Source organism: Pseudomonas fluorescens (genome assembly GCF_000730425.1).
GTDB lineage: Bacteria > Pseudomonadota > Gammaproteobacteria > Pseudomonadales > Pseudomonadaceae > Aquipseudomonas > Aquipseudomonas fluorescens_X.
Window position 1 is genome coordinate 6,012,201 of record NZ_CP008896.1, and the last position, 26,430, is coordinate 6,038,630.

The following is a 26,430-nucleotide window of genomic DNA, read 5'->3' on the forward strand; positions in this document are numbered from 1 at the left end:
GTTAGTGGAGGGCATCCCTGCTGAGGCCTCCTACACATCGGGCAACAAATTATTCTTAATGATAATGATTGTCAAATGAGAAGTGGAACTAATCTTATGCCGGAATGCAAACGGTGAAGCGCTTCTCTTTGTGTGCGGGCCCGGGCTTGCAGACTAATTATTTTGCCGTGCCATCCGTTCTCATTGGTGACAGGCCAGCCAATACGCCGGCCATGGATTTGCACCTGGAGGAGGACGACATGCGTTTGTATCGCGAGAACCCAGCGTTCCAGGCAGGGGTGGTCTGAGATGAGCACGTCGACCCGCTTGCGCCTGTTTTGCCTGCCCTATTCGGGCGCCAGCGCCATGTTCTACAGCCGCTGGCGCCGGGCGTTGCCCGAGTGGTTGCAGGTGTGCCCGCTGGAGCTGCCAGGGCGTGGCATGCGCATGGACGAACCCTTGCAGCGCGATATCAAGGTGCTGGCTGCGCAGTTGGCCGGCGAGATCAGCACCGAACTCGACGGTCCCTACGCTTTGTTCGGCCACAGCCTCGGTGGCCTGCTGGCCTTCGAACTGGCCCATGCCCTGCGTGAGCGCGGCCTGCCTGCGCCCCTGGCGTTGTTTGCCTCGGCCACTGCTGGCCCGGCGCGCCGGGATGTCAGTGAATACGCCGTGGAAAAAGACGACAGCCAACTGATCGAACGCCTGCGCACGCTCAAGGGCACCCCCGAAGACGCCCTGGCCAATCGCGAGTTGATGCAACTGACCTTACCGATCCTGCGCGCCGACTTCCTGTTGTGCGGCAGTTTCCAATACGGCGAGCGCGAGCCGCTGCCGATGCCGATCCATGTGTTTGGCGGCAAACAAGACGACGTGCGTGCCGACGAATTGCTCGACTGGCAGGAAGACACCGCCAGCGGTTTCTCCCTGGACATGTTCGAGGGGCACCACTTCTTCCTGGTGCAGCAGGAAAGCTCGCTGTTGCGCTGCGTGCGGCGCTATGCCGACGAACACTTGACCCGCTGGCGCCATGGCGCTGCGCGGCGGGCGGCCCTGGCGGCTGGCTGAACACGCCGCCACACGCCCACGCCCTCTATCCCCGATTTCCCCGCAAGCCGATTTCAGGCAGGAACCCCTCATGATGGACGCCTTCGAACTTCCCCGCACTCTGGTCCAGTCTCTCCAGCGCCGTGCCGCGCAGACCCCGGACCAGGTGGCCCTGCGTTTTCTGGCTGAGTCCGCCGACGACACCGTGGTGCTCAGCTACCGCGACCTGGACCTGCGCGCCCGCACCATCGCCGCCGCCTTGCAGGCCTCGGTCGAGCCCGGCGAGCGCGCGGTGCTGCTGTTCCCCAGCGGCCCGGATTATGTCGCGGCGTTCTTTGGCTGCCTGTATGCCGGGGTGATTGCGGTGCCGGCTTATCCGCCGGAGTCCACCCGTCGCCATCACCAGGAGCGGTTGCTGTCGATCATCGCCGATGCCGAGCCAAGGCTGTTGCTGACCAGCAGTGGTTTGCGCGACGCCCTGGGTCAGATCGAAGAAGCGCCGCCCCTGCTCTGCGTGGATGAGCTGCATACGGATGTTGCTGCCGGCTGGATCGCGCCAAACCTGCAGGCCGACGATATCGCCTTCCTGCAATACACCTCCGGCTCCACGGCTTTGCCCAAAGGCGTGCAAGTCACCCACGGCAACCTGGTGGCCAATGAACTGTTGATCCGTCGCGGCTTCGGCATCGACCTGAACCCGGATGACGTGATTGTCAGCTGGCTGCCGCTGTACCACGACATGGGCCTGATCGGCGGCCTGCTGCAACCGATCTTCAGTGGTGTGCCGTGTGTGTTGATGTCACCGGCCTACTTCCTCGGCCGGCCGTTGCGCTGGCTGGAAGCGATCAGCCAATACCGCGGCACCATCAGCGGTGGCCCGGACTTCGCCTACCGCCTGTGCAGCGAGCGGGTCAGCGACTCGGCCCTGGAACGCCTCGACCTGAGCCATTGGCGCGTGGCCTATTCCGGTTCCGAGCCGATCCGCCTGGACACCCTGGAGCGCTTCGCCGAGAAATTCGCCCGCTGCGGCTTTACCCCGAACAACTTCTTTGCCTCCTATGGCCTGGCCGAGGCGACTCTGTTTGTCGCCGGTGGCACTCGCGGCCAGGGCATCCCGGCCTTGCGCCTGGACGAACAGGCGCTGGCCGCCAACCGGGCGGAGCCTGGGCAGGGCAGTGCGATCATGAGCTGCGGCACCAGCCAGCCCGAGCACGGGGTGCTGATTATCGAGCCCCATACCCTGGCCGAACTGGCCGACAATTGCGTCGGCGAAATCTGGGCCAGCGGCCCGAGCATTGCCCATGGTTACTGGCGCAACCCCGAAGCCACCGCCAAGACGTTCGTGCAGCACGCCGGTCGCACCTGGCTGCGCACCGGTGACCTGGGCTTTATGTGCGACGGCGAGGTGTTTATCACCGGGCGCCTGAAAGACCTGTTGATCGTGCGCGGCCACAACCTGTACCCGCAGGACATCGAACAAACCGTCGAGCGCGAAGTGGAAGTGGTGCGCAAGGGTCGTGTCGCGGCGTTTGCGGTGAATGACCAAGGCCTGGAAGGGATTGGCATCGCCGCAGAAATCAGCCGCAGCGTGCAGAAGATCCTGCCGCCCGAAGCCCTGATCAAAGCCATCCGCCAGGCGGTGGCCGAGGCCTATCAAGAGGCGCCGTGCGTGGTGGTGCTGCTCAATCCCGGCGCGCTGCCGAAAACCTCCAGTGGCAAGGTCCAGCGTTCGGCCTGCCGCACTCGCCTGGCCGATGGCAGCCTCGACAGCTACGCGCAGTTCCCCGATCAGGCCGTGCAGGCCGGTGAGGGCGCCTTGGCGTCGGGGCTGCAACAGCAGATCGCCGCGATCTGGTGCGAGCAGTTGCAAGTGCCACAGGTGGCTGCCGACGATCACTTCTTCTTGCTCGGCGGCAACTCCATCAGCGCCACCCAGGTGATCGCCCGCCTGCGCGAGACCCTGGGCCTGGAACTCAATCTGCGCCTGTTGTTCGAGGCGCCGGTGCTGGCTGATTTCGCCGCCAGTGTCGGCCAGTTGCAGCGGGACGGTGGCGTGGCCCAGGGCGCAATCAGCGCCTTGTCACGCCAGCAGGAGATGCCGCAATCCCTGGCGCAAAACCGCCTGTGGATCACCTGGCAACTGGACCCGCAGAGTAGCGCCTACACCATCCCCGGAGCATTGCGCCTGCGGGGCGAGCTGGATGAAGACGCGCTGCAGGCAAGCTTTGCGCAACTGATCCAGCGCCACGAAGCGCTGCGTACGCGTTTCTATGAGCGCGACGGCCAAGGCTACCAGCGTGTCGATGCCCAGCGTGAATTTGCCGTGCAAGTCATCGACCTGCGCGACTTGCCCGTGGCCGAGCGTGAAGCCCGCGCCGCACAGATCCGCGAGGATGAGGCGCGTACCCAGTTCGACCTGGAGCAGGGCCCGCTGCTGTGGGTCACGCTAGTGCGTCTGGACGATGAGGATCACCAGTTGCTGGTGACCTTGCACCACATCATCGCCGACGGCTGGTCGCTGAACGTACTGATCGACGAATTCTCGCGCCTCTACGCCGCCGCGTCCCAGGGCCAGGCCATTGAGTTGCCGGCCCTGGCCGTGCAATACGCCGACTACGGCAGCTGGCAGCGTCAATGGCTGGCCGAAGGCGAAGGCCAGCGCCAATTGGCTTATTGGCAGCAACAACTGGGTGATGAACATCCCACCCTGAGCCTGGCCACCGACCACCCGCGCTCGGCCCAGCAACGGCACAGCGCGTCGCGCTACAGCGTGCGCCTGGACGCGAGCCTCGGCGCAGCTATCCGCCAGACCGCCCAGGCCCACCAGACCACGACGTTTGTGCTGTTGCTGGCGGTGTTCCAGAGCCTGCTGCACCGCTACAGCGGCCAGCGCGATATTCGTATCGGCGTGCCCAATGCCAACCGTGGGCGCCAGGAAACCCAGGGGCTGATCGGCTTCTTTATCAATACCCTGGTGATGCGCGCCGAAGTGGATGCGCGCCTGCCATTCAGCGAGTTGCTGGCGGCGACCCGTCTGGCGGCCACCGAGGCCCAGGCCCATCAGGACGTGCCCTTCGAGCAGTTATTGGAAGCCCGCCCCCAAGCCCGGGAACAAGGCTTGTTCCAGGTGATGTTCAACCACCAGCAACGCGACCTGAGTGCCTTGCGCCGCTTGCCGGGCCTGCTTGCCGAAGAGCTGCCATGGCACAGCCGCGAAGCCAAGTTCGACCTGCAACTGCACAGTGAAGAAGACCGCAACGGGCGCCTGGGCCTGTCGTTCGACTATGCCGACGAGCTGTTCGACACCGACACCATCGCGCGCCTGGCCACGCATTTCATCAACCTGCTGCAGGCGGTCTGTGCGCAGCCGCACCAGGCGGTGGGCGATCTTGTGCTGCTACAGGCCGACGAGCACACCCAGCAACGCCACTGGAGCGAGGCGCCGTGCGCGTCGGCGCAACAGCTGGTGCCGGAGCAGCTCAACCAGCATGGCGACGAGCGTACCGCCCTGATCTGGCAGGACGGCAGCCTGAGCTATGCCCAACTGCACACCCAGGCCAACCGCCTGGCCCATTACCTGCGTGACAAGGGCGTCGGCCCGGACGTGTGCGTGGCGATTGCCGCCGAGCGCTCGCCGCAACTGCTGATCGGCTTGCTGGCGATCCTCAAGGCCGGGGGCGCCTATGTGCCATTGGACCCGGACTACCCGACGGATCGCCTGGCCTACATGCTGGCCGACAGCGGCGCGCAATTGCTGCTGACCCAGACCCCTCTGCTGGCGCAGTTGCCGGTGGCCGAAGGCGTGTCGGTGATCGCCATGGACAGCCTCAAGCTCGACAGCTGGCCGACCCAGGCACCGGGCCTGCACCTCCATGGCGACAACCTCGCCTATGTGATCTACACCTCGGGCTCTACCGGCCAGCCCAAGGGCGTGGGCAATACCCATGGCGCACTGGCGGAGCGTCTGCAGTGGATGCAGGCCACCTACCAACTGGACGAAAGCGATGTGCTGATGCAAAAGGCACCGATCAGTTTCGACGTGTCGGTGTGGGAATGCTTCTGGCCGTTGATTACCGGTTGCCGTCTGGTACTGGCAGGCCCCGGCGAGCATCGTGACCCCCATCGTATTGCACAACTGGTGCAGGCACATGGCGTGACTACCCTGCATTTTGTGCCGCCACTGTTGCAGCTGTTTGTCGATGAACCGCTGGCGGCCGAATGCACCAGCCTGCGCCGGGTGTTCTCCGGTGGCGAAGCCTTGCCCGCCGAATTGCGCAATCGGGTCCTGGCGCAGTTGCCTGCGGTGCAACTGCACAACCGTTATGGGCCCACCGAAACCGCGATCAACGTCACCCATTGGCACTGCCAGAATGCAGATGGCGAACGCTCGCCGATTGGCCGGCCACTGGGCAATGTGATTTGCCGGGTGCTGGACGAGCAATTCAACCTGCTGCCGGCGGGTGTGCCGGGCGAGCTGTGCATCGGAGGGATTGGCCTGGCCCGCGGTTATCTGGGGCGTGCGGGGCTTACGGCCGAACGTTTTGTGGCCGACCCACTGGGCGCGGCCGGCGCACGCCTGTACCGCACCGGCGACCGCGTGCGCTGGGCTGCCGATGGCGTGCTGGAATACCTCGGGCGCCTGGACCAGCAGGTCAAGCTACGCGGCTTTCGTGTCGAACCGGAAGAAATCGAGGCGCGGCTGCTGGCCCAAGATGGTATTGCCCAGGCGGTGGTGCTGATCCGCGACACCGCCGGCGGTGCGCAGTTGATCGGTTACTACACCGCCAGCGGCGAGCTGGCTGAGCAGGACGTGAAAGCCGCCCTGGCCGCCGAGTTACCGGAGTACATGGTGCCGGCGCAACTGATACGCCTCGACGCCATGCCGCTGAGCCCCAGCGGCAAGGTGGATCGTCGTGCCTTGCCGGAACCGGTGTGGCAGGCGCGTGAGCATGTGGAGCCGCAAACCGCACTGGAACAACAAATCGCCGGGATCTGGCGCACGGTGTTGGGCCTGCCACGTATCGGCCTGCGCGATGACTTCTTCGCCTTGGGCGGTCACTCGCTGCTGGCCACGCAAATCATCTCCCGTACCCGCCAGGCCTGTGATGTGGAACTGCCGCTGCGCACCTTGTTCGAAGCCAGCGAACTGGGGGCTTTTGCCGAACAAGTGCGGTTGATCCAGGCCAGCGGCCAGCGTAACCAGCAGACTGCGATTGGCAAGGTCGATCGCCGCCAGCCGGTGCCGCTGTCCTATTCCCAGCAACGCATGTGGTTCCTCTGGCAAATGGAACCGGACAGCCCGGCCTATAACGTCGGCGGCATGGCGCGCTTGCGTGGGGTACTGGATGTGGGGCGTTTCGAGGCGGCGTTGCAAGCTTTGATCATGCGCCACGAAACGTTGCGCACCACTTTCCCGAGTGTCGATGGCGTGGCCTGGCAGAAGGTCGCCGCGCAAAGCAACGTGCGCATGGGCTGGCAGGACTTTTCGGCCCTGAACGAGGCTGAGCGCCAACAGCGCTTGCAGCAACTGGCCGACCAGGAAGCGCACAGCCCCTTCAATCTGGAGACCGGGCCGTTGTTGCGCGCCTGTCTGGTCAAGGCCGGCGACCAGGAGCACTACCTGGTGTTGACCCTGCACCATATCGTCACTGAAGGCTGGGCCATGGACATCTTTGCCCGTGAACTCAGCGCGCTGTATGAAGCCTTTATCGATGAGCGCGAATCGCCCCTCGAACCGTTGCCGGTGCAGTACCTGGACTACAGCGTATGGCAGCGCCAATGGCTGGAGGCCGGCGAACGCCAGCGCCAGCTCGACTACTGGACCACGCAATTGGGCAACGAGCACCCGCTGCTGGAGTTGCCCGGCGACCGCCCACGCCCGGCGGTGCAAAGCCACCAGGGCGAGTTGTACCGTTTTGACCTTGACGATGAACTGGCCGCCAAGGTTCGCGCCTTCAATGCCGAGCATGGCCTGACCCTGTTCATGACCATGACCGCGACCCTGGCAACGCTGCTCTACCGCTACAGCGGCCAGACCGACCTGCGTATCGGTGCGCCGGTGGCCAACCGTATCCGCCCGGAAAGCGAAGGGCTGATCGGTGCCTTCCTCAACACCCAGGTCTTGCGTTGCCAGCTCGACGGGCAGATGCGCGTCGCTGAGCTGTTTGAGCAGGTGCGCCACACGGTGATCGAGGGCCAGTCCCATCAGGACCTGCCGTTCGATCACCTGGTGGAAGCCCTGCAACCGCCGCGCAGTGCCGCGTATAACCCGTTGTTCCAGGTGATGTGCAACGTGCAGCGCTGGGAGTTCCAGCAAAGCCGGCAACTGGCCGGGATGACCGTCGAGTACCTGGCCAACGACGCGCGTGCCACCAAATTCGACCTCAACCTGGAAGTCACCGACCTCGATCATCGCCTGGGTTGCTGCCTGACCTACAGCACGGATCTGTTCGACGAGCCGCGCATTGCACGCATGGCCACACATTGGTGCAACCTGCTGGAGGCGCTGATCACCGATCCGCAACAGCGTTTGAGTGAGCTGGCGTTGCTGCAGATCGATGAGCAGCGTGCCCTGCAAGACAGCCTCGGGATCGAGGCCGGCGAGCACCGGCTCGACCAGTGCATCCATCATCTGTTCAGCCAGCAGGTCGAGGCCCGTGGCGATGCCCCGGCGCTGACCTTTGCCGGCCAGACCCTGAGCTACCGCGAACTGGACAGCCGCGCCAACCGCCTGGCCTGGATGCTGCGCGAGCGTGGAGTGGGCCCGCAGGTGCGGGTCGGCCTGGCGCTGCCACGCTCCCTGGAAATGGTCATCGGCCTGCTGGCGATCCTCAAGGCCGGTGGCGCCTATGTGCCGCTTGACCCCGAATACCCGCTGGACCGCCTGCACTACATGATCGAAGACAGCGGCATTGGCCTGTTGCTCAGTGATGCGGCGATGTTCGACGCCCTCGGTGAGTTACCCGCCAGTGTCAGTGGCTGGTGCCTGGAAGATGACCTGCCGGTGCTCGCCAACTATCCGGCCAGCGACCTGCCGGCGATCAGCCTGGCGCAGCATCAGGCGTACCTGATCTACACCTCCGGCTCCACCGGCAAGCCCAAGGGCGTGGTGGTATCCCACGGTGAAATCGCCATGCATTGCCAGGCGGTGATCGAGCGCTTTGGCATGCGCGCAGACGATTGCGAACTGCATTTTTATTCGATCAACTTCGACGCCGCCACCGAGCGCCTGCTGGTGCCGCTGCTCTGCGGTGCGCACGTGGTCTTGCGTGCCCAGGGCCAATGGGATGCCGAAGAAATCTGCGGGCTGATCCGTGAGCATCGCATCAATGTTCTCGGCTTTACCCCAAGCTATGGCAGCCAGTTGGCGCAATGGCTCGCCACGCAAAACCAGACCTTGCCGGTGCGCATGTGCATCACGGGTGGTGAAGCCCTGACCGGTGAACACCTGCAGCGCATCCGCGCGGCGTTCCAGCCGGCGCTGTTTTTCAATGCCTATGGGCCGACCGAAACGGTGGTCATGCCGCTGGCCAGCCTGGCCCCCGAGGTGCTGGAGGAGGGCGCCGGCAGCGTGCCGATCGGCCGCATCATCGGCGCACGGGTTGCCTATATTCTGGATGCCGACCTGGCGCTGGTGCCCCAAGGTGCCACCGGCGAGCTGTACGTGGGCGGCGCCGGCCTGGCCCAGGGTTATCACCAGCGTCCGGGCATGACCGCCGAACGTTTTGTGGCCGACCCTTATGCCGATGGCGGGCGCCTCTATCGCACTGGCGACCTGGTGCGCCAACGCGCCGATGGCCTGGTGGAGTACCTGGGGCGGATCGACCACCAGGTGAAAATCCGTGGCTTTCGCATTGAACTGGGCGAGATCGAAACCCGCCTGCTGGAGCATGAGGCGGTACGTGAGGCCGTGGTCCTGGCCCTGGATGCGCCGAGCGGCAAGCAATTGGCGGCGTACCTGGTCAGCGATGCCAGTGATCACGCAACGTTGCGCGAGGCGCTCAAGACGCACCTGAAGGCGCAACTGCCGGACTACATGGTGCCGGCGCACTTGATGGTGCTCGACAGCATGCCGCTGACCGCCAACGGCAAGCTCGACCGCCGTGCCTTGCCGCAGCCGGACCCCGAGACCAATCGGCAAGCGTACGTGGCGCCGAACAATGAACTGGAGCTGAGCCTTGCCGCGATCTGGTGTGCGGTGCTCAATGTGCAGCAGGTCGGGCTGCACGACAACTTCTTCGAGCTGGGCGGCGATTCGATCCTGTCGATCCAGGTGGTCAGCCGGGCACGGCAGGCGGGGATACACTTCAGCCCACGCGACCTGTTCCAGCACCAGACCGTGCAGGCCCTGGCGGCGGTGGCCACGCGCAGTGAGCAGATCATTGCCGAGCAGGGTGTGCTGACCGGCCCCTCGGGCATGACGCCGATCCAACACTGGTTCTTTGACAGCGAGATCCCGGCGCGTCATCACTGGAACCAGGCCTTGGTGCTGGCGCCGGTGCGGGCCCTGGACCCGCGCCGTCTTGAGCAGGCCCTGCTGGCTGTGCTGGAACACCACGACGCCTTGCGCCTGGGCTTCACCCAGCGCGGTGCACAATGGCACGCCGAGCATCTGGCGGTGCCGGAAGGCGGCGTGTTGTGGCTGGCCCAGGTGACGGATATGCAGCAGTGCGAGGCGCTGTTCGCCGATGCCCAGCGCAGCCTCGACCTGGAACACGGCCCGCTGCTGCGCGCCTTGCTGGTGGACGGGCCGGTGGGGCAGCAACGCTTGCTGATCGCGATTCATCACTTGGCGGTGGATGGCGTGTCCTGGCGCGTATTGCTCGAAGACCTGCAAAACGTCTACCGCCAATTGAGTGAGGGCCAGGCCATCAGCCTGCCGGCCAAGACCAGTGCCTTGCGTGATTGGGCCACCCGCTTGCAGGCCTATGCCAGCAGCGAATCCCTGCGTGAAGAACTGGGCCTGTGGCAGCAACAGTTGGCCGGCCCGGCGGTTGAACTGCCGGTGGACCGCGCGCACGGTAGCCTGCGCAATCGTGACGCCGAGACGGTCAGCGTGCGCCTGGATGCCGAGCGCACCCGCCAACTGCTGCAACAGGCACCGAGTGCCTACCGCACCCAGGTCAACGACTTGTTGCTGACCGCACTGGCCCGCGTGCTGTGCCGTTGGAGCGGGCATGCCTCGACCCTGATCCAGTTGGAAGGCCATGGCCGCGAAACCCTGTTCGATGAGATCGACCTGACCCGCAGTGTCGGTTGGTTCACCAGCGCGTACCCGCTGCGCCTGACCCCGCTGCAGGTCGAGGAGGCCAGCGGGCAGGGCGCGTCGATCAAGGCGATCAAGGAGCAACTGCGCGCGGTGCCCCACAAGGGCCTGGGCTACGGTGTGCTGCGTTACCTGGCCGACAGCACCTGTCGCCAGGCCATGGCCGCGTTGCCGAGCGCTTCGATTACCTTCAATTACCTGGGGCAGTTCGACCAGAGCTTTGATAGCCAGGCGCTGTTCCACCCACTGGAAGCGTCCGCCGGCCCGGCCCATGATCCGGATGCGCCGCTGCCCAACGCCCTGAGTGTGGACAGCCAGGTGTACGGCGGCGAATTGGTGCTGCGCTGGACCTTCAGCCGCGAGCGCCACGACCAGCAGAGCATCAGCGAACTGGCCGAGGCCTACCTGGGCGAGTTGCAAAGCCTGATCGCCCACTGCCTGCGCGACGACGCCGGTGGCCTGACGCCGTCCGACTTCCCGCTGGCGCACTTGACCCAGGCGCAGCTGGATGGGTTGCCGGTGCCGGCCAGTGCCATCGAGGACGTGTACCCGCTGACACCGATGCAGGAGGGTTTGCTGTTGCACACCCTGCTGGAGCCGGGCACCGGTCTGTACTACATGCAGGACCGCTACCGCATCAACAGCGAGCTCAACCCGGAGCGCTTTGCCCTGGCCTGGAAAGCTGTGATCGCCCGGCATGAGGCGCTGCGTGCGTCGTTCTGCTGGAATGTCGGCGAAGCGATGTTGCAGGTGATCCACAAGCCCGGCAGCACGCCCATCGAATACCTGGACTGGACCGGCACCCCGGCCGAGCAACAGGAGCCGCGCCTGCAAGCCCTGCTCAAAAGCGAGCGCGAGGCCGGCTTCGATCTGCTCAACCAGGCGCCGTTCCACCTGCGCCTGATCCGCGTCGGCGAAGCCCGCTACTGGTTCATGATGAGCAATCACCACATCCTGATCGATGCCTGGTGCCGCTCGTTGCTGATGAATGACTTCTTCGATATCTACATGGCCCTGGGTGAAGGCCGCGAGGCGCAGTTGGCAGCGCCGCCACGCTATCGCGACTATATCGCCTGGTTGCAACGCCAGAACCTGGCCGAGGCGCGGCAGTGGTGGCAACAGAACCTGCAAGGCTTTGAGCGCACCACGCCCATTCCGAGCGACCGGCCATTCATGCGCGAACACGCCGGCCATAGCGGCGGCATGGTGGTGGGTGATTGCTACACCCGCCTGGATGTACGTGACGGCGCGCAATTGCGTGAGCTGGCCCAGGCTCATCAGTTGACCGTGAACACCTTCGCCCAGGCGGCGTGGGCCTTGGTGCTGCGGCGCTTGAGCGGCGAGCGTGACGTGTTGTTCGGCGTCACCGTGGCCGGGCGCCCGGTGGACATGCCGCAGATGCAGCGCACGGTCGGCCTGTTTATCAACAGCATCGCCCTGCGGGTCAAGGTGCCTGAGGACGATCAGCCGTGCAGCGTGCGCCAGTGGTTGAGCACCTTGCTCGACAGCAATATGCAACTGCGCGAATACGAGTACCTGCCGCTGGTGACGATCCAGGAGCACAGCGAACTGCCCAAGGGCCAGCCACTGTTCGACAGCCTGTTCGTATTTGAAAACGCCCCGGTGGAAGTCTCGGTACTGGACCGCGCACAAAGCCTGAATGCCACCTCGGACTCGGGCCGCACCCACACCAACTTCCCACTGACAGCCGTGTGCTACCCGGGCGATGACCTGGGCCTGCACCTGTCCTACGACCAGCGTTATTTCGATGAGACCACCGTGCAAGGCATGCTCGCTGAGTTCAAGCGCTTGCTGCTGGCGCTGGTGCAGGGCTTTCATGGCGACATGGCCGACCTGCCGCTGATGGGCGAGCAGGAGCGTGAATTCCTGGTGGACGGTTGCAACCAAAGCGCTCATGACTACCCGCTGGAACGCAGCTACGTCGAACTGTTCGAGGCGCAAGTGGCGCAGCATCCGCAGCGCATTGCCGCCAGTTGCCAGGACCTGCGATGGACCTATGCCGAGCTGAACCAGCACAGCAACCGCCTGGGCCATGCGCTGGTCGCGGCGGGTGTCGGCCTGGATCAACCGGTGGCGCTGCTGGCCGAGCGTGGCCTGGATCTGCTGGGGATGATTATCGGCAGCTTCAAGGCCGGTGCGGGTTACCTGCCGCTGGATCCAGGGCTGCCGACCCAGCGCCTGAGCCGGATTATTGACTTGAGCCGCACGCCAATGCTGGTGTGTACCGAGGCCTGCCGCGAACAGGCACAGGCATTGCTCGCAGAGTTTGCCTGTGGCGCGCAGCCCAAGTTGCTGGTGTGGGAAGAGGTCGCGGGTGCGCACACCAACCCGGGGATCTACAGTGCCCCGGACAACCTCGCCTATGTGATCTACACCTCCGGCTCCACCGGTTTGCCCAAGGGCGTGATGGTCGAACAGCGTGGCATGCTCAACAACCAACTGAGCAAGGTGCCGTACCTGCAACTGAGCGAGCAGGATGTGATCGCCCAGACGGCCTCGCAGAGTTTTGATATTTCCGTGTGGCAGTTCCTCGCCGCGCTGCTGTTCGGTGCGCGAGTGGATATTGTGCCCAACACCATTGCCCATGACCCGCAGGGTTTGCTGGCGCATGTGCAGGCCCAGGGCATCACCGTGCTGGAAAGCGTACCGTCACTGATCCAGGGCATGCTCGCCCAGGAGCGCATCAGCCTGGAGGGCCTGCGCTGGATGCTGCCGACGGGTGAGGCGATGCCGCCGGAACTGGCGCATCAATGGCTGTTGCGTTACCCGGCTATCGGCTTGGTCAACGCCTACGGCCCGGCGGAGTGCTCGGATGACGTGGCGTTCTTCCGTGTCGACCTGGCCTCGACCCGTGGCACCTACCTGCCGATTGGGACACCGACGGATAACAACCGTTTGTACCTGCTCGATGGCGCGCTGGAGTTGGTGCCGCAAGGTGCGGTGGGCGAGTTGTGCGTGACCGGTACCGGGGTCGGGCGTGGGTATGTCAGCGATCCGCTGCGCACCGCCCAGGTATTTGTGCCGGATCCATTTGGCGCACCCGGGGAGCGTCTGTATCGCACCGGTGACCTGGCACGGCGGCGCAGCGATGGGGTGCTGGAGTACGTCGGGCGTATCGACCATCAGGTGAAGATTCGTGGCTATCGCATCGAACTGGGTGAAATCGAGGCGCGTCTGCATGAGCAGCCCGAGGTCCGCTATGCCGCCGTCGGTGTGCAGGAAGGCGTCAATGGCAAGCACCTGGTGGGTTACCTGGTGGCAACTGACGGGAGCCTTGAACCCGGCGAGCGCCTGGACCGCATCAAGCAACGCCTGCGCAGCGAACTGCCGGAATACATGGTACCGCTGCATTGGTTATGGCTGGAGCGCCTGCCCTTGAACGCCAACGGCAAACTCGACCGCAAGGCCTTGCCGGCCCTGGAGATCGGCCAATTGCACAGCCAGGACTACCTGGCGCCGCGCAGCGAACTGGAGCAGACCCTGGCCACGATCTGGGCCGAGGTGCTCAAGGTCGAGCAGGTGGGCGTGCTGGACAACTTCTTCGAGCTGGGCGGGCACTCGTTGCTGGCCACGCAGATCGCCTCGCGGGTGCAGAAAACCCTGCAACGGGAGGTGCCATTACGGGCGATGTTCGAATGCAGTACGGTGGCAGAGCTGGCGGCGTACATCGAGGGCCTGGCGGCCAAGCAAATCAGTGCCGGGACGGCGGATCGGCTGAGTGATCTGATGGCGGAGCTGGAGGGGCTTTAAGGCTGGCGGTTATTCCCCCCGAAGCGATTCGGGGGAATAACCGCTGGTCGGCTGGACAGGCTTGTTCGTGGGTAACTGTCAATTATGACAGTAGAAGACTCTCTTTTTTCAGGATGTGATGGACCGTATTGCAGGTAAGCAGTGCCGGCCTGTAGACGCCCGATCTTTTCTGAAAAGGAGTTTCCCCATGCCTGATTCAAAATCCAAGGTTGTAGAACTGCCCGCACCGGTGCTGGTCGAGGCTGAAGGCCAAAGAGAGGTCGACCCGCTTCGATTGCTGGAAGGTGCCACGGTTCGTGTCGGTTACGAGGGGATGCGCAGCACCGACCGTATCAACCTGTGTTGGGTCTCCACGGTAGGGAGTTGCGCGCCCATCGCCCCCCAGTACGGCGTGGAAGAGGGATCTATCGATTTTCATGTTCCGCCGTTGTACGTGGGCATGCGCCTGGATAATTTCGCGTTTTTTTCATACACCGTTAGCCGGGATGATGAGGAACACCGGTCGCCTGAAGGCGTGGTCCGGATTGTGCTGCCTTCCAATTTGCCTCGGCCGCAGATCTTCGAGGCGCCCCTCAACACTCTGGACCTGGGCCGGTTGTGCTGTGATGACCCCGTGACCATTCATGTTGCGCCCTGGCCGTTTATCGGTACCACGCAACTTGTCCAGCTCTATATCGGTGGCGTCTACCCGGATGGTTCAAAAGCCAGGCTGTTTCCTTTTGATGATGCGCCGATTACCGAAGACGATGTGCTTAACGGCTGGACCAGGACCCTGCCCAGGGCCGAACTGGCGGCACTCAAGCATGACAGCGAGTTGTATATTCTCTTCAGTGTCGAGTTCCTGCCGCGCAACGAATCGAGACCGGTCTACAGGGGGTTTCCTTCGCTGCTGGTGAATCTGCTCACCGAGCCCCACCTGGAACTGACCGCCCCCCATCTCGTCGAGTCTGTGGACTGCGGTGCCGACGGCTGGCTACTCAACCCGGTGAACACGGTGGACGGCGCACATATTCGGGTAGCGTACGAACGCATGTGCCCGGGGGATTGGGTGTGCCCGACCTTTACCGGCGCGCCAGGGCCCGGCTCGCCGGTGCTGGAATGCCGTGCGGTTGTGGGCGGTGAACAGAGCCTGGAGTTTGCGGTGCCGGCCTCGGCGATCAGTGCCAACCTGCGCCAGAAAATAGTGGTGGCCTACAGCGTGTCGCGCGTTTGTGGCGGTTACTGGGAATCGCCAGTAAAAGAGGTGCAAGTGCTGGATATCAGCGGCCTGCCCAAACCTGCGGTGGAACAGGCCACGGGTAGCACACTGGACCTCAATACCTTCATCGGCGATGCCACGGCCACGGTGATGACCTGGCCCTATATCGAGTTGGGCCAATTTTGCTGGCTGTGGATCACGGGTGACCAGGAAGATGGCAGCGCCTACCGCTTTGATGTGCTGGAAGGTGAACCGGTAACCGAGGAGTGGCTGGCCAGTGGCGTCGATACGCCGTTGTCGCGCCAGCAATTGCAAAAGCTTGCGGATTGCAGTGACGTCGTGGTGCATTTTGCGTTGAACTTCAACGACCAGTTGGACCGGGACAGTGCGAAGAAATTTCCGCTGCTGAGGCTGCACATCGTGCAGCAAGACCTGGACCTCAAGCCTCCGAGCGTGCGCGAAGCCGTAGACGGGCAATTGACGATATGGAACGGCCGGGATGGGGTGACTGTCCGGGTCGAATACGACGGGATCAGCGCCCATCACAGGATCAATGTGCAGTGGGTCAGCGGTGACGGTACGATCCTGCCACTGGAGCCAAAACCCGGTAACAGCGAGCCAGGCTATGTCGATTTCGCGATCCCCCGTGAAGCGGTGATTCATGCTGCTGGCAAGACGGTGCTGATCCTGTACACCGTTACCAGCCCCTGCAAATTGGCATCCTCCAGGACCTTGCCTCTGCAGATCAGTGTGCCGGTGCGTTTGCCGACGCCGGTGGTGACGCAGGCGACTAACAACATCCTCGACCTGGGCACCTTCGCAGGGGATGCTGATGTTCGCGTCGAAGCTTGGTGGTTTATCCTGCCGGGACAAAGAGTCTGGTTGCGGTGCGTCGGAACCAACATTGATGGAAGTGCCTATACCATCAATATCGCGGTGGCACAGGAGGTTACACAGGGAGACGTGAGTTCAGGGTTGAATGAAGTTCTCAAACGATTGGATCTTGAGAAGCTAAAGCATGACACGCCTCTGGTACTCACTTGTAAGGTAACGGCCGATGGAAGCATTAAGGAAAACGAGGCTGTGGAGTTTGCACCGCGGGAACTGATAATAAGAAGACCCGTTGTCGTTATTGAGGAACGGTTTGAAGCGCAGGCCACCCGTACCTATAAAGTCGGTGGTGTCGTCGACACGCCAACCATGACGGTGACATTTATTTCAGGCCCTTCTTTGGCGGGAATCGTGCCTTACGGTAACGACCAATATTACTCTGGGCAATGCTATGTGATGTGTCAGTACGTCTCTCATACGGTACCGCCGCAAATACATCGATTCGATTTTAAACACAAGCTGGAGGCTGTGAAGTTTGGTTGGTCATGGAAGCAAAGCCCAGGCAGTGTGACGTTCTATGATGAACAGAATCACGTGCTTGCGGTGCGCAATTACCCTGACGAAAACAGGGGAGGGTTCTGGGTTGACTATTCACCTGCAAATGGCCAACTGATTTCAAGGATGGAAGTTACCGCCGAGGATTATTCGTTTATCGATAATTTTACGATGGCTTACCGAGCTTAGGCTGTTTGAGTCTTGTTGTGAGGAGTACTCGAATACCCGCTGCGTGTGGGTATTCTTTTTTCAGGTTGATGGGGCAAGAGTCTGATTCAACTTGCCGGAGCCGACTTGCCCAGGCTGTGCTCACGGATGATCCCCACCATGATCTGCCGCAACTGCACGTTGCTGATGTTCACCCAAGTCCGCGCGTGTTCCCAAAAATGTACGAGGGGCCACTGGTCGGCAAAGCGCACTTTTTTGAGTAAAACTGTCAATTCTGACAGTAGGCAAGACGCTCTCTCCAAGCGCTAGATAACACTGGTTCCCAGGCTTGCTTGGCCGGTACTGAACGTTATTTATCCTAGGACAGGAGGTCTTATCGTGGCTAAACAAACATCACCCAGAACATCCGCCGCCCCTGAAGTTTCGGACGTGCCTAGCGCCGAATTACCCTACCCGCAGATTCAGTACGCAGAAAACAACAACGTGCTTGACCCGATCAAGGCGATCAAAGGTACGCATGCCACGATCACGGTTGCGAACATGCAGGCTGCACCTGTTACCTTGTATTGGGCTATCAAGGATCAGGCCCTGCCTGCGTTTGAGCCGATTGTGGTGCCTGGCAGTACCAGCGGCAGAATTGAAATTGCCATCCCCTGGCAATGGGTGAGTACTTGCATCGGGCACACGGTGCTGGTCAAGTATTCGGCCACGGTGAACGGGCGCCTTCAAGAGTCGTTGGTCCTGGAGTTGGAAATCCAGCAGATCCGGGAAGAGAATCTTCGAGAGTCATTGCCTGTATTCCTGCACTCCAGATTGGAATGGAGTACATGGTGGCTGAACATGTACGAGTTCCAGGGCGATGAAACCATACGGATCAAGGCCTGGCCCATGATTCAGGCCGGGCAGCGGCTGTTTGTCACCGTAGCCGGTAACCAGCACCAGGTACCGTACAGATTCATCTGGGTGTCCTTTGATCATGTGGTGACCGCCGCTCAAGCCCATGTTGATCATGTCTTCGAGTTCTGGTTGGCCCGTGGCTGGATGTCGCGACTGGATGACTACTCGGCGCTGACAATTCATATGGGGGTGATCTGGGACGGCACTGCGCCGGTGCTGCCTGCACCAGATGACCCTGTCCATGAAAATCCGCTGCCCATCAATGCCCAGGATTTCCACCTGCGCACTACCACGCTGTTGCGGGTGGACCCGGCGCTGGATTTACCGCCGCCACACCTCAAAGAATCGGTGGACTGCGATGGCGATGGCTGGGTGGTGAATCCGATCAATACGGTTGACGGCGGGCATATCGTGATCACCTATGAGGGGATCGATGCCGGAGATATTGTGTGTCCCACGTTTGTGGGCACACCCGGGGCGGGCTCACCGCCTCTTGAGTGCCGTACGGTGCAGCCAGATGAAACCAGCCTGAAATTTCCTGTAGCGTCTTCGGCTTTCAGTGCCAACTTTGGTCAAACTGTCACGCTCACCTACACAGTAAGTCACAGCGGCACCGGGCCTTGGCAATCACCGCCACGGCAAGTGAACGTCCTCGATATCACTGGGCTGCCGACGCCGGAGGTCGAGCAGGCCACGGGCCAAACTCTGGACCTCAATACGTTCTCCGGTGACGCCACTGCCACGGTCGAGCCTTGGCCTTACATGGCCCTGGGTCAATTTTGCTGGCTGTGGGTCACCGGAGAACGGGAAGATGGCAGTGCCTACCGTTTCCAGGTGCTGGAGGGTGAACCGGTCAGCGCCGAGTGGCTGGCCAGCGGCGTCAACACGCCATTGGCCCGCAACGAATTGCAGAGGCTGGCCGATTGCAGCACCTTCAAGGTGCATTTTGCCGTGAATTTCAACGGGCAAATGGATAAAGCCAGCGCCAAGGAGTTCCCGGTACTGACCCTGGATATCGTCCAGGAGGACCTCGTGCTCATGGCGCCTACGGTGCGTGAAGCGGTGGGGTCGCAACTCACGGTGTACAACGGGCGTGAGGGTGTGACGGTGCGGGTGGCGTACGACCTGATCAATCCTAGTCACGCGATCAGTGTCTGTTGGAAAAGGGCGGATGGCACTTGCCTGCCGTTGATGTCGAAGCCCGGCAGCAGTGATCCTAAGTACGTGGATTTCCAGATCTCTCGCGAAGCCGTGATCTACGGGATCGGTAAAACGATCACGATTAATTACACCGTCACCAGCGCCTGTAAGCGGGCCACTTCAGCTGATTTGAATCTGGCGATAAGTGTCCCTGTGCGTTTGCCAACTCCGGTAGTACCGCAGGCGACGAATAATATCCTCGACTTGCGCACCTTTGCCGGGAACGCGGATATCACTGTTGAACAGTGGTGGTTCATCTTGCCAGATCAGAAAGTTTGGTTGCGGGGGGCGGGAACCAAGAAAGATGGCAGTGCATACCTATTGAATGTGTACTTGGGTAAGGCGGTGACGGCTGCTGAGGTCAGTGCGGGCTTGAAAGAGGTCCTGAAACGAAACGAGCTTGAGTCGTTAAAAAATCTAAGCAGTTTGACCTTCACCTGCAAGGTAACGCCGGATGGCAGTACCCATGAGAGTGATTCAGTGGTGTTCCCGATATTGCCACTGACGGTTAGGTTGCCATTCGATGATCTCACCACGTTTGATAACGAAAACTGGAATGGTTGGCAAAAAGGCCCGGCTGCCGCAGATCCCAAAGACTTGGTGATCAAGCACGAAGAAGGCAACTGGTTCCTGTACAACTGGACCTATACCGATAACTCGGCGGGTGTCTTTTTGTTCAGAAATTACTCGGGACTTGAGATCAACAGAAACTATGAATTCAGTATATCTATCCGGCGCGTCAATAATTCACCGTCTGTACCTGAGGTGTCGATGTTGGCGGCAGGCAAGACTGTAGTCGCCCGTACTCCCATTCCTGGCCAGGAATGGAGAACTTTGCTAGGCGTCTTCACAGCAACGGCGACGACCATGAGTCTTGAACTTTACAACCATATTGCGACAGGGATCGGTAACGATTACGCAGTGGATAACATTCGCGTTCGAGAGTTGTAACGGTTGTTCAAAAATGCCCGCCTCGTGCGGGCATTCACTTGCTAGTGGCTGTTGTACCGTTATTTCGGCCCAAGAATTTTCCCCAACTTATCCGGCGACGGCGCCCCTTGCTGTTGCTGCAACTGCCCCTTGTCATCCAGATAGAAAATCGCCGGGGTGGCCGACAACTCCAATTCATCCATCAGCTTCATATTGGCATCGAGCTTGGCCTGGATCTCGGCCGGGATCTTGGCCAGCGCCTTGAGCTTGCTCGCCTTGCCCGCAGACTCATGTTCTTGCAGGGCCTGGGCCGTGTCTTTGCTGGCCAGTAGCGCTGCCGATTTGCCGGGGCTGTCCTCGCGGATGATCCCGACCATGATGTGCCGCAACTGCACCTTGCCAGCCTTGACCCAGGGCCGTGCCTGTTCCCAGAACATATTGCAGTATGGGCAGTTGGGGTCGCTGAACAGGTAGACGGTGCGCGGTGCATTTTTATCGCCGTCCTGGATCCAACTGCTCTGTTCCATCTTGGCCCAGACTTCCTTGGCCATTGGTGCGTAGACCAGTTTTTCCAGGGGCGCGGTGCTCAGGTCGTTGCCCTTGGCGTCGTACAGGTTGCCGGCAAGGACGTGTTGGCCATCGGCGGTCAGGTACAGCGCCATGCCACGGTTCTGGTACTGCGCGGCGTAGCCCTTGAGCCCGCCCGGTGCATCGAAGCTGCCGATGATCTTGGCGCCCTTGGCTTCGATCTGTTTGATCGGTGCGGGCCATTCTTCAGCGTGTGCGAGGCTGGCGGCCAGGGTCAGGGGCAACAGGGTCAGCAGGTGGCGGAGGCGGGGCATAGGGGTTTCCTTGTTGTGGCCGGCTGGGCGGCGGTCGAGTCCGAGGGGTCGAAAGATTCCATGGCGCGGGCCAGGCTGGCCTGGGACAACTCGCCCAGGTGGCTGTTGATCAGGCGGCCGTCGGCTTGGTAGAACAGCGTGGTGGGCAAGGCCATGGAGCCCACCGCCTGGCCCAGGCGGCCGCTGGCATCGAACAGTACGTTGTCCAGGTTCAGGCCCTGGGTCGCCAGGTAGGTGCTGACGCTTTGCATGCTTTCGGCCTGGTTGACGAACAAAAAGGTTACGTCAGGCCGTTGTTTCTGAGCGTTTTCCAGAACCGGCATTTCCCGCCGGCAGGGTGGGCACCAGGTGGCCCACAGGTTGATCACCAGCGGCCCGCCTTGGTAGTCGGCCAGTTGCACGGTTTCGCCATCGGCATTACGCAAGGCGATGTCCGGCAGGCGGGTGCCTCGCTCGAATATGCTCAGGGACAAACTGGCCAGTGCCCAGAAAGCCAGGCCGGTGATGACGCCTGCGCTCAACGGTTTGCGCAGGGCCGGGCGACGCCAGCCCCACAGGATGGCGCCAAGCAGCAGGGCAATCACCCCAGGCCAGGCGAGAAAACCACCGTCGCGCAAGTCGACGATTTGCAGCGGATCGTCACGGTAATAGGTCCAATACATCAGGACAAAGCTGACCCGCGCACTGAACATGCCCAGCAGGAACAGGCTGAACAGCACCGACTCAGGGTTCTCGCCCCCCCGCTTGGCCACGCGCCAGCCGACCAACGTGGCGAGGATCAGCGCGGTGATCAGCAGCAAGTGGTTCAGGGCGATGGCGAAGGTGCCGATGGTCAAGGTCAGCATCAGCGTGCGTCCCGGGTCTGGGTCCAGCGTTGCAGGAAGGCAGCGGCATCCACTTCGCCAGTGATGCGCTGGGCGCGGCGTTCTTCACCGTCCGGGCCGATCCATACGAAGCTCGGAGGGCCGGGGACTTTGTAGCGGCCCAGCAGCTCGCGGCTGGCGGCGTTGTCGGCGGTGACGTCCAGGCGCAGCAGGCGCACGTCCTTGAGTGCAGCCAGCACTTCGGGTTGGCCGAACACCTGTTTTTCCATGATCTTGCATGACACACACCAGTCGGCGTAGTAGTCCAGCAGCACCCATTGGCCCTGGGCCTTGGCGCTGTCGAGTTGGGCTTGCAGTGCGACGGGCTCGTTGATCGTGGTGAAGGCGTCATGGGCCGTTGGTGCACTGGCAACGGGGGAACCACCGAAGACCTTGAGGGGTTGCCACAGGTCATCGCTGCCACCGGCTGCGCCGATAACCAGGATGGCGCCCCACAATCCCAGTACCAGGGAACCGGCGCCGAGTGCCTTGGCGACAAGGCCGTACTCACGGGCCAGGCTCCAGCCGCAGTACGCCATGACCAGGGCCAGCACGCCCCACAGGCCAAGCCACAGGCTCTCGTCGACCACTGGGCGAATCATCAGCACGGCGGTCGCCAGGAACAGGAAGCCGAAGACGCCCTTGAGCACATTCATCCAATTGCCAGGCTTGGGCAGGAAGCGATTGCCCACGGTCACCAGCAGCAGCAATGGCACCCCGATCCCGATGCCCATGGCAAACAGGATCAGGCCGCCGTGCAGGGCGTTGCCGCTTTGTGCGATGTACAGCAGGGCGCCAGCCAGGGGGGCGGTCATGCACGGGCCCACCAACAGGCCGGACAAGGCCCCGAGCACGCCAGCCCCGACCAGGCTGCCGCCACTTTGCTTGCGGGTGGCATTGTCCAGGCGATCGCGCAGGAAGGCTGGCAGTTGCAGTTCAAAGAACCCGAACATTGGCAGGGCCAGGATCACAAACAGGGCCGCGAAACTGCCGAGAATCCAGGGAGTTTGCAGCAACGCAGCGAGGTTGCTGCCTGCCAGCGCGGCCAGCACGCCGAGTGCGGCATACACCAGGGCCATGCACACCACATAACTGGTGGCCAGGGCAAAACCACGGCGTGGGCTGGCGCCGCTGCCTACTACCAGGCCGGCGAGGATCGGCAACATCGGCAGTGAGCAAGGGGCAAATGCCAGCAACAGGCCAAGGCCGAAGAACACCAGCAGGCTCCAGCCCAGGCTGCGTTGTTGCAAGCCACTGGCCAGGCTTTCATCCTGGGCCTCGGCGGCAGCCGCCGCGGCAGGGTTGCCGCCCAGGTCTACAGTGAGCGATTGCGGTGGGTAACATAGGCCCGCATCGGCACAACCCTGCCAACCCAGCTTGATCTTGCCGGTGGCGCCGGCCGGAAGTTTCACTTCCAGGCCCTGGCGGTACACTTGTTGCTCGCCGAAGAACTCGTCGCTATGGGCCTCGCCTTGTGGCAGCACCGGCTGTTGGGCCAGGCCCTCGAACTTCATACGTTGCTGGTACAGGTAATAACCATCGGCAATCTGCCAATACAGCTGGGTTTCACCAGAGGCCAGGCGCTCAGAGGTAAAAGTAAAGGCTTTGCCCACCGGGAGGAATTCGGCTTTGGCCTCGAAAGGATTGTTGCCAGGTGCGGCCTGGGCCAATCCGCTGAACAACACCAACAGGAAGATAAACAGATGCCGCATGGTCAAGCCTTAGTTCGATGCAAGTGGGGCACACAATGTGTGGTGCTGATTAACCGATGATTAACCGGGCTATTCTAGAGTGTAGGGATAATCTGGGTGTGCATCTTTTAGCGGCATAATGCGCGCTTAATCCGCCAACCTTTAAATCAGCACTTTTGCAAAGGGCTCACCATGCACGTACTGGTCTGTGAAGACGATGAACTGATTGCCAGTGGCATCGTTGCCGGTCTTGGTGCCCAGGGCTTTACGGTCGAGCGTGTGGGCACGGCCGCAGCTGCCCGGGCGATGCTCAAGGCGGCGCAGTTCGACATCATGGTACTGGACCTCGGCCTGCCGGATGAAGATGGTCTCAAACTGCTGCAACAACAGCGCAGCGCAGGCCTGGAGATCCCGGTGTTGATTCTCACCGCACGGGATTCTGTGACCAACCGGGTCGATGGCCTGCAAGCCGGTGCCGACGATTACCTGCTCAAACCCTTCGACTTGCGCGAGTTGGCTGCACGCCTGCAAACCCTGCTGCGCCGGGTGGCCGGGCGCAGTGTCGACCTGATTGAGCATGGTCGGTTGAGCTACAGCCCCAGCAGCCGCGAAACCCTGCTGGGCGGCAAACCGGTGGACCTGTCCCGCCGTGAACAGGCCTTGTTGCAGGCGCTGCTGCACAACCGCGGCCGGGTGCTGTCCAGCGAGCAGCTCAAGGACAGCGTCTACGGCTTCAACGATGAGTTGGAAAGCAACGCCTTGAACGTGCATATCCACCACCTGCGTCGCAAACTGGGCAACGGCATTGTCGAGACCGTGCGTGGCCTGGGCTATCGCCTGGGCCCGGCAGACGGTGGAGAGGACGCTTCGTGACGAGCTTGCGCCTGCGCCTGACCTTCAAACTGGGCGCCGCCTTTGTGCTGATCTGGGTGCTGGCGGCGGCCTGGATGCTCAACGACCTGCGCAACCAGATGATGTTTTCCCTGGATCAACGGCTGGTGGCATCGGCGCGCATGGTGGCCGGGCTGATGGAGCAGATGCCAGGCCTGGCCAGCGTGGGCGAGGGCAAGCGCTTTGGCGCCGAGCAACTGAACGTGCCCGGTGGCATGGCGTGCCAGGTCAGCTCGTTGCGTGGTGAGGTGCTGGCCCGCAGTCACACCACCCCGGACCAGGGGCTGGAGTCTCGGCAAAGCGGTTTTCGCGACCAGGTGATCGACGGTGCCGCCTGGCGCAGCTTTACCCTGGCCCGGGGCGATTTGTTTATCACCACCGCCGACCGCCAGGTGGAGCGCGAGGCGCTGAACATGTCGATCCTGCTGGCGGCCTCGGTGCCGGTGGGCGTGGCCCTGTTGGGTTGCCTGTGCCTGTTATGGCTGGGGATCGGCCAGAGCCTGGTGCCGCTCAATCGCATGCGTGACGCCTTGATGCGCCGCAGCGCCGACTCCCTGGAGCCGTTGCAGATTCACCCGTTGCCCAGCGAACTCAAGCCGTTGCTCGATACCCAGAATCAACTGCTGCAACGCATCGCCAAGACCATCGAGCGCGAGCGCCGGTTGACCGGCGATGCCGCCCACGAACTGCGCAGCCCCCTCACGGCGATCAAGACCCATCTGCAAGTGGCACGCATGACCGACGGCGCTGCCCGCGACCAATCCCTGGCCCATGCCGAGGAGGGCGCCGATCGCCTGCACCGCACCCTGGAGCAATTGCTGCTGCTGGCGCGGGTCGAGGGTAGCCTGTCGTTTGATGACGGCCTGCAGTCCAGCGCCGAACAGGTGGCGCAGTTGGCGATCCAGGATGCCAATGCCGGGGATAATCGGCGCATCGACCTGATCCTGGAGGACAAGCTGTCGCAAAATCCGGTGGAAATGCCCGTGGGCCTGGCAGTTGCCGCCTTGCGCAACTTGCTGGATAACGCCCTGCGTCACACCCCGGCCGATACGCGGGTGGAGTTGAACGTGTTCACCCAGGGCAATCACGTGGTGTTTCGCGTGCGCGACCATGGCGCACCCATCTCCAGCGAGGACTTGCAACACCTGACCCAGCGTTTCTGGCGCAATGGCAACAGCGGCGGTTGTGGCCTGGGCCTGGCCATCGTGCAGGCGATTGTCCAGCGCTGCTCCTGTTCCCTGGTCTTTGACAGCCAGCCTGATGGCCTGCGGGTCGACCTGGGCATGCCGCTGCGGCGCTGATCTTTCCTTGCATACACATAACTACCGCCATCCTCAGGCCCGACGCTTCAGGATGGCGGTAATTTTTGTGTTTGCAGGTTTGCCGGCTGAATGAATCAGCCTGTATTGAAAAGGACAGCACCTATGTTGGTCATCGATTCAACTTACCCCGCCAAAGACTTTAATCAGCGCAATGGCGAAACCGTGCGCCAGTTGGTGGTGCATTACACCGCCGCGCCCTTTGCCTCCTCCCTGCGCACCCTGACCCGCCAGGGTGTCAGCGCCCATTATCTGCTGCCCGATCCCCGTGAAGCCGGTTATCGAGACGCCGGCTACGACGAGCTGAGGGTGTTTCAGTTGGTGGACGAACACCAGCGCGCCTGGCATGCGGGAGCCAGTCATTGGGCGGGCCGCGATAACGTCAACAGTTGCTCTATCGGCATCGAGATCGTCAACCTGGCCCGCGATGAGGGTGGAGTATTTACCTTCCCTGACTATGACTTGCAGCAGATCGAGGTGCTGATCGCGCTGATTCGCGATATTTGCGCCCGTCATCCGCAGATAGGCGCCACCGATATCGTTGGCCATTCGGATGTGGCGTTCTGGCGCAAGAGTGACCCCGGGCCACGGTTGCCCTGGTACAGCTTGTTCGAGGCGGGTATTGGTGCCTGGTTCGATGAAGAGGTCAAAAATGCCTATGCGCGGCGCTTTCGCATGGGGTTGCCACCGGAGGTGGAGATTGAACGGGCGTTCCAGCGCTACGGCTACGCGCCGGCAAAAAACCGCCAGGCGTTCCAGCAACGGGTACGGGCCTTCCAGATGCACTTTCGGCCTGGCGACTATCGCGGGCAACTGGATATCGAGACCTGCGCGATTCTCTATGCGCTGAATGAAAAGTACACCAGTGCCAGCGAGTGACCGGTCATTTGCCGGTTTTTCGCAGGCATAGGTGTAAATCCTCACGCCGCTGAAGCGTTTCCAGAACAGGAAATCCGTGCGCATGCCCTTCGGGGGCCAGACGT

10 protein-coding genes and 1 pseudogene are annotated in these 26,430 nt (G+C 62.2%); 7 read left to right on the forward strand and 4 right to left on the reverse strand.

The annotated features are described in order from the left end of the window. The first annotated feature begins 288 nt into the window (after window positions 1–288). From HZ99_RS27120 to HZ99_RS27455, 3 genes are all read left to right on the forward strand, one after another. Window positions 289–1,047: a thioesterase II family protein gene (locus tag HZ99_RS27120; protein WP_038447642.1), complete on the forward strand. Its 759-nt coding sequence runs from the start codon at window positions 289–291 to the stop codon at window positions 1,045–1,047. A gap of 70 nt (window positions 1,048–1,117) precedes the next feature. After that, on the forward strand, window positions 1,118–14,062 hold the full coding sequence (locus HZ99_RS27125) for a non-ribosomal peptide synthetase (protein WP_038447644.1): 12,945 nt from the start codon (window positions 1,118–1,120) through the stop codon (window positions 14,060–14,062). 187 nt (window positions 14,063–14,249) lie between these two features. Continuing rightward, on the forward strand, window positions 14,250–16,835 hold the full coding sequence (locus tag HZ99_RS27455; protein WP_051903261.1) for a hypothetical protein: 2,586 nt from the start codon (window positions 14,250–14,252) through the stop codon (window positions 16,833–16,835). Window positions 16,836–16,933: 98 nt separating this feature from the next. Here HZ99_RS27455 and HZ99_RS29355 read toward each other — a convergent pair. Further along, a pseudogene (locus HZ99_RS29355) lies at window positions 16,934–17,032 on the reverse strand (thiol:disulfide interchange protein DsbG); the annotation flags it as partial. Window positions 17,033–17,192: 160 nt separating this feature from the next. On the opposite strand from HZ99_RS29355, the gene HZ99_RS27135 reads away from it, so the two are divergent. Then, complete coding sequence (locus tag HZ99_RS27135) at window positions 17,193–19,862, forward strand: hypothetical protein (RefSeq protein WP_038447648.1); 2,670 nt, start codon at window positions 17,193–17,195, stop codon at window positions 19,860–19,862. Window positions 19,863–19,921: 59 nt separating this feature from the next. On the opposite strand, the gene dsbG is transcribed toward HZ99_RS27135, so the two are convergent. From dsbG to dsbD, 3 genes are read right to left on the reverse strand one after another with little or no spacing between them, the layout of a single operon-like run. Continuing rightward, on the reverse strand, window positions 19,922–20,683 hold the full coding sequence (gene dsbG / locus HZ99_RS27140; protein WP_038447651.1) for a thiol:disulfide interchange protein DsbG: 762 nt from the start codon (window positions 20,681–20,683) through the stop codon (window positions 19,922–19,924). Then, window positions 20,659–21,528, reverse strand: coding sequence for a TlpA disulfide reductase family protein (locus HZ99_RS27145; protein WP_038447653.1), 870 nt, complete (start codon window positions 21,526–21,528; stop codon window positions 20,659–20,661). The genes dsbG and HZ99_RS27145 overlap by 25 nt, the downstream gene beginning before the upstream one ends. Further along, the gene (dsbD, locus tag HZ99_RS27150; RefSeq protein ID WP_038447656.1) at window positions 21,528–23,258 is read right to left on the reverse strand and encodes a protein-disulfide reductase DsbD; all 1,731 of its coding nucleotides are present in this window, start codon (window positions 23,256–23,258) and stop codon (window positions 21,528–21,530) included. The genes HZ99_RS27145 and dsbD overlap by 1 nt, the downstream gene beginning before the upstream one ends. Window positions 23,259–23,429: 171 nt before the next feature. Here dsbD and HZ99_RS27155 point away from each other — a divergent pair, with 171 nt between their 5' ends. The 3 genes from HZ99_RS27155 (at window position 23,430) to HZ99_RS27165 (ending at window position 26,326) form a co-directional block, all read left to right on the forward strand. Then, window positions 23,430–24,110: a response regulator gene (locus HZ99_RS27155; protein ID WP_038447657.1), complete on the forward strand. Its 681-nt coding sequence runs from the start codon at window positions 23,430–23,432 to the stop codon at window positions 24,108–24,110. Continuing rightward, window positions 24,107–25,429 (forward strand): ATP-binding protein, encoded by a 1,323-nt coding sequence (locus tag HZ99_RS27160; protein WP_038447660.1) that lies wholly within the window; start codon window positions 24,107–24,109, stop codon window positions 25,427–25,429. Before HZ99_RS27155 ends, HZ99_RS27160 begins: the two co-directional genes overlap by 4 nt. A 123-nt stretch (window positions 25,430–25,552) precedes the next feature. Next, on the forward strand, window positions 25,553–26,326 hold the full coding sequence (locus HZ99_RS27165) for an N-acetylmuramoyl-L-alanine amidase (protein ID WP_038447663.1): 774 nt from the start codon (window positions 25,553–25,555) through the stop codon (window positions 26,324–26,326). Window positions 26,327–26,430: the final 104 nt, after the last annotated feature.